Origin of the sequence: Aquimarina discodermiae (assembly GCF_040786235.1) — a bacterium.
Classification (GTDB): domain Bacteria; phylum Bacteroidota; class Bacteroidia; order Flavobacteriales; family Flavobacteriaceae; genus Aquimarina.
In genome coordinates this window covers 72604-87285 of the sequence record NZ_JBFMKP010000017.1, presented here as the reverse complement: position 1 = coordinate 87285, position 14682 = coordinate 72604, and the positions used below count along the sequence as shown (strand labels likewise).

Sequence of the window (14682 nt, the reverse complement as noted above, 5' to 3'; positions counted from 1 at the left end):
ATTATTTTCGTAACGAAAATCAATATTGCAACATGAAGACACTTAACGATTTTAATTTTGAACATAAAAAAGCATTAATTCGCGTAGATTTTAATGTTCCCTTAAACGAAAATTTTGAAGTAACCGACGATACTAGAATACAAGCTGCAAAGCCTACGATAATAAAAGTTTTAGAAGATGGCGGTAGCGCCGTATTAATGTCTCACCTGGGAAGACCTAAAGGAGTTCAGGACGAATTTTCTTTACGACACATAATCGATAAAGTTTCTGATGTACTGGGCGTACAGGTAAAACATGTAGCAAATTGTGTAGGGCAGGAAGCAGAAGATGCAGTTGCGGCTTTAAATCCGGGAGAAGTATTGTTACTAGAAAACCTAAGATTTCACCCAGAAGAAACTAGTGGTGATGCGATTTTTGCAGAACAATTATCAAAATTAGGAGATGTCTACATTAATGATGCTTTTGGTACAGCGCATAGAGCACATGCCTCAACAACTATAGTTGCACAGTTTTTTGCAGAAAATAAATGCTTCGGAAATCTGTTGGCAAAGGAAATCGAGAGTATCGATAAGGTACTAAAGAGTGGAGAAAAACCAATAACCGCTATTTTGGGTGGATCAAAAGTCTCTTCAAAAATAACGATTATAGAAAACATATTAGATGCTATAGATCACCTAATTATTGGTGGCGGAATGACATTTACCTTTATCAAAGCACGAGGCGGAAACATAGGAAACTCTATCTGCGAGGATGATAAGCAAGAACTAGCGTTAGAAATCCTTAGAAAAGCTGAAGAGAAAGGTGTACAAGTACATTTACCAGTAGATGTATTGGCGGCAGATGCTTTTGATAATAACGCCAATACACAGGTGGTACCTGTAAATGCAATACCCGACGGATGGCAAGGCCTAGATGTTGGACCCGGAACCATAAAGAATTTTTCTGAAGTTGTGCTACAATCAAAAACCATTTTATGGAACGGACCTTTAGGGGTTTTCGAATTAGAAAACTTTGCCAAAGGAACGATCGGTCTGGGACATGCTATTGAAGAAGCAACAAAAGAAGGTGCTTTTTCACTTGTAGGAGGAGGAGACTCTGTAGCAGCAGTAAAACAATTTGGCTTTGGCAATAAAGTGAGTTATGTATCTACAGGAGGTGGGGCAATGCTAGAAAGTTTAGAAGGTAAAACATTACCTGGAATAGCTGCGATTGAAGACCAAAAAATTGCACAATAATTTGTAGGAATTTTCTTTTTTGTAGGAAAAAAGCTAGAAACCAGTCATTTTAACTGGTTTTTTTGCGTTTTTAACGCATTGATTATTTGGATATTAGAAAAAAAAACACGATTTTCGCTGCTGTATTGTTGATAACATGTTAAAAACAATATCAAAGGATTAATTTAGTTATTAAAAAGTAAACATATTTATAAGATGAATACCTATCGCACATTTTTTCTTTTAATTTTATTGGTTTCAGTTACTCTAAGCGCACAAGAAACTGATACTCAAAAACAATCAAATACTAAGAAAACTCTAGAAAGCGATGCACCAGGTATTCAAAAAGAATTGGTTCAGGTAGCAGATACGACCAAAATCGTAACTACAGGCAATGAACTGCAAACTGCCACAATTACCAATACAAGTCTAAAAGATACCTTGGTCTATGTGGCAAAAGACGATCCCAAGGTAGCTCAATTAGATACATTCTGGAAAAAAGAGTTGTATAACTCTGATCTTTATGATACCATTTATAAATCGGTTACCAATCTTACCTATGAACCGGTAGAATATGTGGACTTACCAACAGATACCTTAAAAGCTAGATTGGCTGCATTAAATGCACGTACACCTTTTAATGTAGAATACAACCCATCGCTAGAGAGTGTCATAAAAAGATATCTAAAAAACCGTCATGAACAATTAAATCGTTTAATGGCGCTAAGCGAGTTTTATTTCCCGATGTTCGAACAAGAATTAGACAATCATAACATTCCTTTAGAGATGAAATACTTGGCTATTGTAGAATCTGCATTAAAACCAAGAGCAAAATCGAGAGTAGGTGCGACGGGATTATGGCAGTTTATGTTTGGAACAGGAAAAATGTTTGGATTAGAAGTAAGTTCATATGTAGATGAGCGTATGGATCCTATTATGGCTACCAAGGCAGCATGTACCTACTTAGGAAAATTACATAAGATGTTTGGAGATTGGGATCTAGCATTAGCTTCCTATAACTCAGGACCAGGAAATGTGAACAAAGCTATTAGACGCAGTGGCGGAAAAACGAATTATTGGAATATAAGACATAACTTACCTAGAGAAACGGCAGGATATGTTCCAGCATTTTTGGCAACTATGTATATTTTTGAATATGCAGATAAGCATGGGTTTGCACCAAGAAAACCAGAATTTGTATATTTTGAAACCGATACCGTACGAGTAAAACAAATGATCGCATTAGATCAAGTGTCGAAATATATGAATATGGATATCAAAGAACTACAGTTCTTAAACCCTTCTTATAAATTAGATATAATACCATTTGTTAAAGATGAAGATTACGTACTAAGATTGCCGCTGGATAAAATAGGTCCTTTTGTAGCTAATGAAGATAAGATCTATGAATTAGCCAAAGCAGAATTGGATAAACGAGAAAAACCATTACCAAAGTTCTACGAGGCAAACGATAGAATTAGATATAGAGTACGTAAAGGAGATTATTTAGGTAAAATAGCCAGAAGATATGGTGTAAGAGTGAGTCAAATCAAAAAATGGAATAGATTGCGAAGTAATAACCTAAGGGTTGGGCAAAGATTAACGATTCATTCTCGAAGAGCAATTACCAATCCTGCACGCAAAACAACTGCAAAAGTCGTTAACAAGACTTCAAAAATAGCCACCTCTTCAGAAGTGTATACCGTAAAGTCTGGTGATACCTTATGGAGTATTTCTAAAAAATTTAACGGGATATCTGTCGAGAATCTTAAAAATTGGAATGATATTAGCGGTACCGGTATAAAACCTGGTATGAAATTAAAACTTTCAAAATCATAACGCAAAATAATATCATTGTATGTAATGGGCTACAACACTTTAAGTTATTGATAATTAATAGTGTATAAGCAAATTACATCTGACAATTAAAAAGACATTAAAAAAGAACAGATGAAAAAATTAATACTTGTCATAAGCTGTCTGCTTTGCATGATTAGCTGTACAGAAGCTAAAAAAGAAAAAAACAAAAAACCACAAGGTGCAATGGCGCATTCTGTGGGGAAAATAAATGAACTTTCTGTAGTGGTAGAAAACAATCTCTGGAAAAGTAATGTGGGAGATGTTGTTAGAGAATATTTTGGAGGAGAAGTACCAGGATTACCACAAGAAGAACCGCTGTTCTCTATGAGGCAAATGCCAGAAGCTGCTTTTTATGGTATGGCCAGAAAAAACCGTACTTTTCTTTGGATCAAAAAAGACAAAACAGCAAAAAGTGGTTATAGTAAACTTACAAATAAGTTTGCAACTCCCCAGGTCGGAGCAGTTATTACCGGGGCTAATGATGAAGAAATTGTAGCACTACTTAAAAAACATAATGAAACAATCGTTTCATACTTTAAATCCATAGAAACTAAAGAGAAACAGACACGAATAAAAAAGTCTTTAGAAAAAATACCACAACTTCAGGAAAAATTAGGAATAAAAGTAACTATTCCTACAGCCTATCGCATAGCTAAAGAAGAAGATGCCTTTTTTTGGATTCGTAAAGACATTCAAAACGGTAGTATGAACCTGATGATTTATGAGTTACCTCTAGGCACTATCTCCAAAGATTCGAATACCATTTCTAGTATTGTAAAAATGAGAGACTCTATAGGTAAGGTAAAAATACCAACCTCTGCAGTAGGCAAATTTATTACAGAAGAAGCGTACGCACCTTATCTCTATGAAACCAAACTGGACAATAAGTTTACGTTCGAGACCAAAGGTACCTGGGAGATCAAAGATCGCTTTATGGCCGGGCCTTTTGTAAACTATGCTATAGAAGATGTGGACAATAACCGTTTATTGGTCTTAGAAGGTTTTGTATTTGCCCCTTCGGCAAATAAGAGGGATAATATGTTCGAACTAGAAGCGATTATAAAAAGTATAAAGTTTGATAAAAATTAGTTTTACTTATTTCTAAGTAAAGATCAAACAAGCATATAGCCCCAAAGGTTTAAAATCTTTGGGGTTTTTTATTACCCCTTATCTGTAATTGTATTGTCCGGCATGTGATATTTTATTCTAAAAATCAGTGCAATACAAAAAAAATAAGTAAATTAAAAACTTGTTTATGATGTATAATCGGGTAACTCCCCCCATACCTGATACCTCTTAATACCTATCAAACTCACAAAATTTTTAAAACCTAACAACGTATGAAAAACCAACGTAAAATTTCACTAACCATCTTATTACTGTTTTTTTCTTTAGGAATAGTAGTAGCACAAGAAAAAATGAACACAAAGGGACAACAAAAAGGAGTCGTAATTATAAAATTCTCAGTCGATCAGACTTCAACTTTAGATAGAGTCCATAAAAATACATTAGAAAAAGGAAAAATGCATTTCTCTAAAAGCGAGGGGTATGTAAAAACGGGTATAACCGCAATAGACAAGTGCAACAAAAAACTTAGAGCTACCTCGATGAAAAGAGTGTTTCGGCCCGCAGGTAAGTTTGAAGAAAAACACCGTAAATTTGGGTTACACCTATGGTATGAGATTACCTATGATAACTCAATTCCTGTAGATGAAGCTATCAGGCTCTATCAAAAATCTTATCCTGTAGAGGTAGCTCATGCCCGTCATAAAATCGAGTATGCTGATGGATATACCCATCAATCAAAGACTGTGACAATTTCTGAAAATACATTACCGAAAAAAAATACAAATTCCTCTAGTTTTAATGGTGCTCCAAACGATCCAGAGTATTCAAAACAATGGCATTATAATAATACGGGAAACACTGGTGGAACATTAGGCAGTGATATCAAACTAGAAAAAGCATGGGAAATCGAAAAAGGAGATCCTAGAGTGATTGTGGCCGTTATGGACCAACCAGTACAGGTAGATCATCCCGATTTAAAAAAGAATATGTGGGTAAATGAGAATGAAATACCTGGTAACGGTATTGATGATGATAACAATGGGTATATAGATGACATTAATGGGTATGATTATGTTAATGATACAGGAAACATAAATGGTATGGAACATGGTACTCATGTTGCAGGTACAATTGCAGCAGAAACCAATAATGGTATTGGTGTAGCAGGAGTTGCTGGGGGTACTGGCAATGGAGATGGAGTACGCATTATGACTTGCGGAATCTTAGGGTTTGGTATTGGTGGTTTTGAAGAATCATTTGTATATGCTGCAGATCATGGAGCAGTTATTTCAAACAACAGCTGGACATTTAATCTAAATTCAGATCAATCTGATATTACAGCAACAAAAGCGGGTATTAATTATTTTATTGCCAATGCAGGAGGAGTTAACAAAGCTATGACAGGTGGCCTAGTAGTCTTTGCCATGGGTAATGATGGTTTTGAGTATAGTGATTCTTTTCCAGATCGAGAAGCTTCTATTTTACATGTAGGAGCTACAGATCATAGCGATAAAAAATCCAGTTTTTCTAATTTCGGAACCTGGGGAGAGCTATTTGCACCAGGGGGATCTGGAAAAAGAGGTATACCCAAAGAAGATGTATTAAGTACATTAGATAAATCTACCTACGGCTACCTTAGTGGCACATCAATGGCTACACCTCATGTATCGGGTGTAGCAGCACTATTGGTATCTCATCATTATGGTAAACTAACTCCAGATCAGGTTAAAACATTGCTTCAAGGTGGTGCGGATCCAATAGATAACCTTAACCCTGGATATATAGATAAATTGGGTGCAGGAAGAGTAAATGCGTGGGCTTCATTGTCTGCCAGGTATGAAAATATACCGGTAAACGTTGTACTTGATGCCAGAACCGAAACCAGTATTCAAATAAAATGGAATAAAATCTCAACTGCAGATAGTTATCAAATACGATATAAGAAAGTAGGTAATCCCAATTGGATAATGGTTTCAGATATTAGTACAAACATTTACAATATACAAGGCATAACCAAAGGAACAGCATATATTTTTCAGGTGCAATCAAAGGATGCGTCAGAGACATCGCTATACTCTGAGCGAAAAGTATTTTGGAGTGACCTTAACAATCCAAAAATACCTGTAAATATTCATATTACAGAAAAAAGAAGAAGAATTGCTTCTGTAAACTGGGACATTGTAGAAGGTGTGTCAGGGTATGAAATTGCCTATAAAAAATCTGAAGAACAGAAATGGACCATATTTTTACCAAGAGGGAATAGTAAAGAAAAATTAAAAAACCTTACCGATGCCACATTATACCAAGTAAAGGTGCGAGCAGTATATGGAGATATTTACTCTAATTATTCGCCTATAGTTACGTTTACTACGGGTGCTCCTGTTTGTAGTGATTTTGACCCCTGGGATCCTAATAAAGTATATCCAAGTGCAAGTTTTTGGGTAGAAGGAAGCCTGGTTGCTCATAATAATCATATTTATGAAAACAACCACTGGACACAAAATCAAGAACCTGGCGTGAGTAGTGCCTGGAAAAAACTGTATCCCTGTAATAATGGTTCGGGTAATATCGCTCCAACGGTAACGATTGACTCACCAACTAATGGGCAGGTATTTAATCAGGAAACTCTTGTGGCCATTATGCTATCTGCAAATGCAACAGATGCAGATGGTACCATTGCAAGTATTCAGTTTGAGGTAAATGGAATTGCTTTGACTCAAGGAAATAATCTTGATTGGACACCGACATCCTTCGGAAACCAGACGATTAAAGTAACCGTTACCGATGATAAAGGCGCTACTGCAACAGATCAAATTAGTATCAGTATCAAACAAATAACAGATAATCAACCTCCGGTTGTTGTCATTGCACAACCCACAGATGGACAACAGTTCGAGCAAGAAGTATTATCAGCAATAACATTGTCTGCCAATGCTTCTGATCCAGATGGTAGCATTGCAAGTATTCAATTCGAGGTGAATGGTACTTCATTGGCAGTAGGAAGTAATATAAATTGGTTGCCTTCTGATTATGGAAATTATATCATCAAAGTAACCGCTACCGATGATAAGAATGCCAGTGCCAGTGCAGAAATTAGCATTTCTATAGAAAAACCAGTTGTAGTAGGAGATTGTAATGGTATTCCCGCTTGGAACCCAGCTACTGTTTACCCTTCATCAGGTGGTGTAAAGGTTTCACATAAAGAAAACATATACGAAAACAAATGGTGGACACAAAACAATGAACCGGGTACTGGTGGGCCCTGGGGCCCGTGGGAGTTTTTAGCACCTTGCGCTACCGCAAAAATTGATGCGTTCGAGGGATTAGAAAGTACCAAGGTGGGTCTTAATTCGATCACCAATACTATGGAGATATTATTACCACAAAAATCAAATGGGATGGTTAAGATTACCATGTACACTATTGATGGTAGATTGTCTAAAAAGTTAACCCATACATTTTTTGGCAAAGGAACACACCAGCTGTTTTTTGACGTAGTCGATATGACCCAAGGATTTTATCTTTTAAAAATTGAACGAAATGGAGGGGCTACAGAAATAAAAAAGGTGATGATGGCAAAATAAAAAAGCAGCAATCACATAAAACAAGAATATCAACTCCTATCTGATCCAAATTAGATGGGAGTTTTTTGGTTTGTTGACAATTAAAAAGATTTATAAAATAAACTTTTAATTTTGGTAGTATATTTAGCGATTCTAAAATTATACGAATATGAATGTTGTTTCTTTTATAGCAAAGCAAATACCTGTTTCAGAAAAACAAATCACAAAAACGGTGGCTCTTCTAGAAGACGGAGCTACGATACCGTTTATCTCGAGGTACCGTAAAGAAGCTACTGGTGATCTTGATGAGGTGGCTATTGGTGAGATTGTAAAGTATAAAACTGCTTTTGAAGTTTTGCAAAAAAGAAAAGAGAGTGTATTAGCTAGTATCGAAGAGCAAGGAGCCCTTACCCCAGAATTGACAAATAAAATTCGAGGAGCAGAGACTCTTACTCTTGTAGAAGATTTATACCTACCTTATAAGAAAAAGAGAAAGACTAGAGCAAGTGCCGCCAAAGAGCAAGGCTTAGAGCCGTTGGCAAAAACTATTATGGAACAAAGAGAAGAAGAAATTCTTTTTGTAGCTTCAAAATATCTAAACGATACGATTACCAGAGAAGAACTGGCATTGCAAGGGGCAAGAGATATCATTGCAGAATGGATCAACGAAGACGAAAAAATTAGAAATAGACTGAGAAGGTTGTATCAACGCAAAGCAGCGATTACTTCTACAGTAATTAAAACTAAAAAAGACGAAGAAGAGTCACAAAAATATCTACAGTACTTTGATTGGGATGAACCATTGCATAAATGCCCTTCGCACAGGTTGCTGGCTATTTTAAGAGCCGAAAATGAAAAAGTGGTGCGGGTAAAAATTTCTGTACCAGAAAATGATGCCCTTGATATTATCGATGATGTAATGATCAAAACCAATATCGAAGCTTGCACAGATCATATGTTTTTGGCTATTTCTGATGCTTATAAGCGATTATTAACCCCTGCTTTATCTACAGAGGTGCTTAATCTTGCCAAAGAAAAAGCAGATGATAAAGCGATTACAGTATTTGCTCAAAATTTGAAGCAACTGCTATTAGCTTCTCCACTGGGGCAAAAAAGGATATTGGCATTGGATCCTGGATTTAAATCGGGTTGTAAAGTAGTTTGTCTAGATCAGCAAGGAGATTTATTGCATAATGAAAATATATATCCTCATCCACCACAACGACAAACCACAGAAGCGATCAAAAAAATTAGATCGCTGGCAAATGCCTATAAAATAGAAGCAATTGCAATTGGTAACGGTACTGCAGCCAGAGAAACAGAGGCTTTTATAAAAAAGATTCCATTTGATAATGCTGTTCAAGTATTTATGGTGAACGAAAGCGGAGCTTCTGTCTATTCTGCCTCCAAAATAGCAAGGGCAGAGTTTCCCAGTTATGATGTTACAGTTCGAGGGGCCGTATCGATAGGTAGAAGATTGGCAGATCCTTTGGCAGAGTTGGTAAAAATTGATCCAAAAGCAATTGGAGTAGGGCAATACCAACACGATGTAGACCAAGGTAAACTAAAAAATGAATTGGATACTGTAGTGATGAGCTGTGTAAACAGTGTTGGGATTAATGTAAATACTGCAAGTGTTCCTTTATTGAGTTATGTTTCTGGGATTGGAGAGAAACTGGCAGAAAATATTGTAGCATATCGATCAGAAAAAGGAGGGTTAGAATCCCGAGAAGAATTAAAAAAAGTACCACGATTAGGAGGGAAAGCTTTTGAACAAGCTGCAGCCTTTTTAAGGATTACAAGCCCTAAAAACCCTTTGGATAATTCTGCGGTACACCCAGAAAGGTATCGTTTGGTTTCTAAAATGGCAAAGGAAGCAGGTGTACCTGTTAGTGAGCTGATAGGGAACAAAGAAGCGATCTCAAAAATCAAGTTGCAACAATATATTACCGATGAGGTGGGACTACCTACTTTAACAGATATTGTAAAAGAGTTAGAAAAGCCAGGAGTAGATCCTAGAAAAAAAGTAACGGTTTTTGAGTTTGATCCTAATGTAAAGACCATCGATGATATCAAAACCGGAATGAAATTACCAGGTATTGTAAACAACATTACCAATTTTGGCTGTTTTGTAGATATAGGAATCAAAGAAAGTGGTTTGGTGCATATCTCAAAACTAGCCAACGAATATATTAGCGATGTAAATGCAGTAGTACAATTGCACCAACATTTGATGGTGACTGTGATCGAGGTAGATATTGCAAGAAAACGAATTCAGTTATCCCTTATAGATTAATTGTTTGGGATAGTATCTATTATAAAGATGATTTGAAGAAGTATAAAAAAACCCAGTTCGTAAGAACTGGGTTTTTTATATGTTTTGAATCAAAAATTATTTTTTTTCGTCAATTTTTGGGTCTTCATCTTCTTTAGAAGCGTCTTTAAATTCTTTGATACCGCTACCAAGGCCTCTCATTAATTCTGGAATTTTTTTTCCTCCAAATAAAAGTAATACAATCACTACAATTAGAGCAATTTGCCAAGGGCCCATTATTCCTAAAAATATACTGGATAACATCATGATCTTTATAATTAGAGTACAAAGTTAGCAAGAAATGACGAAACACCATGATTTTAGGAGTTAAAATAACGTTTGATCAAACATTTGACTGTTAAAAACGTTCTGTTTACATATCGTTAGAATACGTATATTTGCTTTTTAACCCGCTTTAAGCATCAAGGGTTCTTATTAAAAGGCTTACAAAGGCAAAATAGTGTAGCTGTAGACTATGGCAAAAAAGAAAAAAGAACAAAAGAAAATAACCAGAAAATTACTTAATAAGTATCGTTTGGTAATTCTTAACGAAGATACTTTTGAAGAACGAATTTCGTTCAAATTAAATCGACTTAATGTATTTGTAATGGTCACCATAACTTCGATAGTATTAATTTCTGGAACCATTTTTTTAATTGCGTTTACACCTCTTAGAGAATATATACCGGGATATTCTTCTACTTCATTAAACCTTAAGGCAACGAGATTAGTGACTACTACAGATTCTTTAGAATCGGTAATTCACATAAATCAACAATACTATGCTTCTATTAGCAAAGTCCTTAAAGGAGATGTAAAAACGGTTGAGTTTGATGTAGATTCTGCAGTACAATCTCAAAAATTAAACCCAGAAGAAATAGATCTTAAACCTTCTGAAGAAGATATTCAGCTTCGGGAAGAAGTATCTAAAGAAGATAAATATAACTTATTTGAAAGTGAAAAACTAAATTCTGATTTTTCCTTATTTCCGCCGGTAAAAGGAAATATAACTTCTGAATATAATATTAATGAAAAGCATTATGGGATCGATATTGCGGTTCCTAAAGACACCCCTGTAAAAGCAGCCTCTTCTGGCACTGTAATTTTTTCTGAATGGACAGCAGAGACAGGTCATGTGATTATTCTAAAGCACAGAAATAATTTGCTTACGGTATATAAACATAATGCTTCTTTAACCAAACAACAAGGAGAACAGGTAAGAGCAGGGCAGGTAATTGCAACGGCAGGTTCTACGGGCGAGTTGTCTACGGGGCCTCATTTACATTTTGAATTGTGGAGAGATGGATATCCTACAGACCCAACAAATTTTATTGATTTTGAATAATATATTGCAATGTGTTAATAGGAAATTGACACAAATTTTCTCTAGTTTGGATACCAAAAAAACTTCGAATACGATCTTGATTAAACCAGAAATTAAATAGATGTCTCTAAAAACATTAGGTGCAAAAGTATTTGCCAAACGCATTCGTAAAAAAATTAATAAATGGGCTTCAAATCCAGTAAAAACTCAGGAACGGGTTTTTAAGAGTTTGATTAAAACGGCTCAAAATACAGTATTTGGTGAAGATCATGATTTTAGAGCTATTAAAACATTTTCTGATTTTTCTGAGCGAGTACCTATTCGAGATTACGAAGCGTTAAAAGAATATGTTACTAGAGCGGTAGCAGGCGAAAATGATATACTTTGGCCAGGAAGACCGCTATACTTTGCAAAAACTTCTGGAACCACAAGCGGGGCAAAGTACATACCACTTACCAAGGAATCTATGCCATTTCATATAAGAGCAGCACGAAATGCAATCTTGTGTTATATCGAAGAGACAGGAAAAACAGATTTTGTAGATGGTAAAATGATATTTCTACAAGGAAGCCCTGAGATGGATCAAAAAAACGGAATTCTATTAGGTCGGTTATCGGGTATTGTAGCGCATTATGTTCCTAAGTACCTTCAAAAAAATAGAATGCCAAGTTGGGAAACTAACTGTATAGAGGATTGGGAACAAAAAGTAGATGCTATTGTAGAAGAAACTGTCAATCAAAATATGACAGTAATTAGTGGGATACCTCCTTGGGTGCAGATGTATTTCGAAAAGTTACAACAAAAAACCAATAAAAATATAGGAGAGCTTTTTAAAGGGTTCGAGTTGTTTATCTATGGCGGTGTGAATTTTGAACCCTATAAAAAAACATTCGAGAAATTAATAGGCAGAAAAGTAGCAGGAATAGAATTATACCCGGCTTCTGAAGGTTTTTTTGCATTTCAAGACCAACAAAATGAAAAAGGAATGTTACTGCAATTAGATGCAGGTATTTTCTATGAATTTGTAAAGGCAGATGAATTTTTTGAAGAAAACCCAAAAAGATTAACGGTAGGTGAAATAGAAAAAGGAATTAATTATGTAATGCTAATTTCTACCAATGCAGGGCTTTGGGCTTATAATGTTGGAGATACCGTTATGTTTACAAGCACCGATCCTTATAGAATTATAGTATCAGGAAGAATAAAACATTTTATTTCGGCCTTTGGAGAACATGTGATAGGTAAAGAAGTAGATCAGGCGTTAAAAGAGGCATCAGAAGCTACAGGAATATTGATTAATGATTTTACTGTAGCACCACAGGTAAATCCAGATGATGGAGAACTACCATATCATGAATGGTTTATAGAATTTAAAGAATCTCCAGATAACCTCGAGCAATTAATAAAGGAAATAGATAATTCACTTAGGAAACAAAATTCGTATTATGACGATTTAATCGAAGGTAATATCTTGAAAACATTAAGAATAACCAGAGTGCCTAAAGACGGGTTTAAAAATTATATGAAGTCTATAGGAAAATTGGGTGGACAAAATAAATTACCCAGACTTTCTAATGACAGAAATATTGCCGATGCCCTCACCACTATGATAGACAAATAACTTATATTTGTTACAGAAATTTATGGCAAATCAAATACGACAAGGAAGAACCAGAGCACAAGAAAGTTCTAGTGCGATAGAACGCATGTACATTACCATGCGACATTTGTTTAATAGAGGCTTTTATAAACCCATGGGGGTTTCTGGAGACACATTGCGAGAAGCATTGTTAATTCTTTGTCCAGAAATTTATGGATCTGTAGCAGAAGAAAAAGTAGAGCTGAATGGTTTATTATATGTAATTGATCGTTTACCATTTGGTATAGAAGAATGTAGATATATCAATCTTACAAGTGAAGAAGGCTATAAAGATTCTCATTTCAAGGCAATTGTTCCTCCAAAAAGGCGTAGAAACTGCTACCGTATTGATGAGGAACAGATGAATATCGAGATTACTAGAGGTCGATCAGAAATATATGATATTCTTACTCATCTTACCTTCTTATTCATAGAGTCTCACAAAATCATGAATCGTGTTTTAATTAATGAACAGGGTAGTGTAACCAGAGACTGGGAAAAATTAGAAAAAGCGGTTACCTCTAAAGAAGAACTTACTAAAGCAGAAAGAGAAGTTGCGCTAACACATACCGCCAATATTCTAGGAAGAACTTTTAAAGAAGTTTCATCGGTATACAATGATTTTTCTTGTCCAGAAAATAAGGAACGGTTTTTAGATATTATTTATTGGTTGGGTAAATTGGCAATCGATGAATCTGTCCATGACAATAAGAGACTTGTCTCTTTTAGTCCGGTGTTAAGAGAAAGACTAGGACATCATATTCATGGAGAAATATGGGCCAATACGGTAAAAAGTAAACTTGAAGAACTCAAATTACTCGATCGCCCAATTCATATTATTAGTGCTAATATGCATAGTGTAATGAATACACTATATGTACCAACGGCCCTAAAAACAGAACTTAAAAATAAAAGTGTTTTTGAGATCTATGAGTTACTTAGCGAGGATAAAAATGAACGTCTAAGAGCAAAAGTGCGAAAAACAGCACAAAAGTATGGCATGACCTATATCGAAGACGAAAGTGGCGCCAATATCAATGTACAACTATTCGATACAGCAAAATACGTAGATAATATTTATAGCGATCAGATTGCAGACGTAGATGAGCGAGATAAACCAGTGATCATTGTAATGGATTATGCATTTGGAGAGCAGGCTTATGAAACGATGGATGAGCTTTTAAAACCTTATATGAATACCGTAGGTGTTAAAACCCATATCAATGTAAAATCCATTTCTATAATGGGTAAAGCAGGTATATTAGAAGGAGGAAAAGGCGACATCATGATACCGTCTGCACATGTTTTTGAAGGAACAGCAGATAATTACCCATTTGACAATCAACTTATAAAAGAAGAATTAGAAGGTAATGGTATTGATATTTATGATGGTGCTATGATCACTGTTCTTGGAACGTCATTACAAAACAGAGATATATTAAAGTTCTTTCATGATTCTACCTGGAATGTCATTGGTTTAGAAATGGAAGGTGCGCATTATCAAAAAGCAATACAATCTGCCTCTAAACTAAGAGGAAGTATAAGCCCAGATGTAAAAGTAAGATACGCATATTATGCATCTGATAATCCATTAGAAACAGGAAGCACTCTGGCTTCTGGAGGGTTAGGTACTACAGGAGTGAAACCTACATATCTTATTACCGAAAAAATAATAGAACAAATATTTAAAGAAAGATAGT

General features: G+C 35.4%; 9 protein-coding genes. 8 read left to right on the top strand and 1 reads right to left on the bottom strand.

What is annotated here, in order from left to right; all coding sequences use genetic code 11:
• Window positions 1-32 precede the first annotated feature (32 nt).
• From ABW636_RS12550 to ABW636_RS12530, 5 genes are all read left to right on the top strand, one after another.
• A complete protein-coding gene (locus tag ABW636_RS12550; protein ID WP_367590368.1) occupies window positions 33-1235 on the top strand; it encodes a phosphoglycerate kinase in 1203 nt (400 codons plus the stop codon).
• A 195-nt stretch (window positions 1236-1430) separates the two neighbouring features.
• The gene (locus ABW636_RS12545; protein WP_367590367.1) at window positions 1431-3053 is read left to right on the top strand and encodes a LysM peptidoglycan-binding domain-containing protein; all 1623 of its coding nucleotides are present in this window, start codon (window positions 1431-1433) and stop codon (window positions 3051-3053) included.
• A gap of 111 nt (window positions 3054-3164) precedes the next feature.
• Entirely contained in the window at window positions 3165-4163 is a 999-nt protein-coding gene (locus tag ABW636_RS12540; RefSeq protein ID WP_367590366.1) for a DUF4837 family protein, read from the top strand.
• A 251-nt stretch (window positions 4164-4414) separates the two neighbouring features.
• Window positions 4415-7726 (top strand): S8 family serine peptidase, encoded by a 3312-nt coding sequence (locus ABW636_RS12535; protein ID WP_367590365.1) that lies wholly within the window; start codon window positions 4415-4417, stop codon window positions 7724-7726.
• A 148-nt stretch (window positions 7727-7874) separates the two neighbouring features.
• Window positions 7875-10001 carry a Tex family protein gene (locus ABW636_RS12530; protein ID WP_367590364.1) on the top strand — a complete coding sequence of 709 codons (2127 nt, stop codon included), beginning with the start codon at window positions 7875-7877 and terminating at the stop codon, window positions 9999-10001.
• A 96-nt stretch (window positions 10002-10097) separates the two neighbouring features.
• Here ABW636_RS12530 and ABW636_RS12525 read toward each other — a convergent pair whose 3' ends face one another.
• Window positions 10098-10286 carry a twin-arginine translocase TatA/TatE family subunit gene (locus ABW636_RS12525; RefSeq protein ID WP_367590363.1) on the bottom strand — a complete coding sequence of 63 codons (189 nt, stop codon included), beginning with the start codon at window positions 10284-10286 and terminating at the stop codon, window positions 10098-10100.
• A gap of 208 nt (window positions 10287-10494) precedes the next feature.
• On the opposite strand from ABW636_RS12525, the gene ABW636_RS12520 reads away from it, so the two are divergent.
• The 3 genes from ABW636_RS12520 (at window position 10495) to ABW636_RS12510 (ending at window position 14681) form a co-directional block, all read left to right on the top strand.
• The gene (locus ABW636_RS12520; protein WP_367590362.1) at window positions 10495-11364 is read left to right on the top strand and encodes a M23 family metallopeptidase; all 870 of its coding nucleotides are present in this window, start codon (window positions 10495-10497) and stop codon (window positions 11362-11364) included.
• A gap of 100 nt (window positions 11365-11464) precedes the next feature.
• Window positions 11465-12964 carry a GH3 auxin-responsive promoter family protein gene (locus ABW636_RS12515; RefSeq protein ID WP_367590361.1) on the top strand — a complete coding sequence of 500 codons (1500 nt, stop codon included), beginning with the start codon at window positions 11465-11467 and terminating at the stop codon, window positions 12962-12964.
• 22 nt (window positions 12965-12986) lie between these two features.
• Window positions 12987-14681, top strand: coding sequence for a DUF6909 family protein (locus ABW636_RS12510; protein WP_367590360.1), 1695 nt, complete (start codon window positions 12987-12989; stop codon window positions 14679-14681).
• Window position 14682: the final 1 nt, after the last annotated feature.

Coding starts and splice junctions, on each gene's coding strand:
- ABW636_RS12550 (WP_367590368.1), top strand. CDS start 33: ATGAAGACACTTAACGATTTTAATTTTGAACATAAAAAAGCATTAATT.
- ABW636_RS12545 (WP_367590367.1), top strand. CDS start 1,431: ATGAATACCTATCGCACATTTTTTCTTTTAATTTTATTGGTTTCAGTT.
- ABW636_RS12540 (WP_367590366.1), top strand. CDS start 3,165: ATGAAAAAATTAATACTTGTCATAAGCTGTCTGCTTTGCATGATTAGC.
- ABW636_RS12535 (WP_367590365.1), top strand. CDS start 4,415: ATGAAAAACCAACGTAAAATTTCACTAACCATCTTATTACTGTTTTTT.
- ABW636_RS12530 (WP_367590364.1), top strand. CDS start 7,875: ATGAATGTTGTTTCTTTTATAGCAAAGCAAATACCTGTTTCAGAAAAA.
- ABW636_RS12525 (WP_367590363.1), bottom strand. CDS start 10,286: ATGATGTTATCCAGTATATTTTTAGGAATAATGGGCCCTTGGCAAATT.
- ABW636_RS12520 (WP_367590362.1), top strand. CDS start 10,495: ATGGCAAAAAAGAAAAAAGAACAAAAGAAAATAACCAGAAAATTACTT.
- ABW636_RS12515 (WP_367590361.1), top strand. CDS start 11,465: ATGTCTCTAAAAACATTAGGTGCAAAAGTATTTGCCAAACGCATTCGT.
- ABW636_RS12510 (WP_367590360.1), top strand. CDS start 12,987: ATGGCAAATCAAATACGACAAGGAAGAACCAGAGCACAAGAAAGTTCT.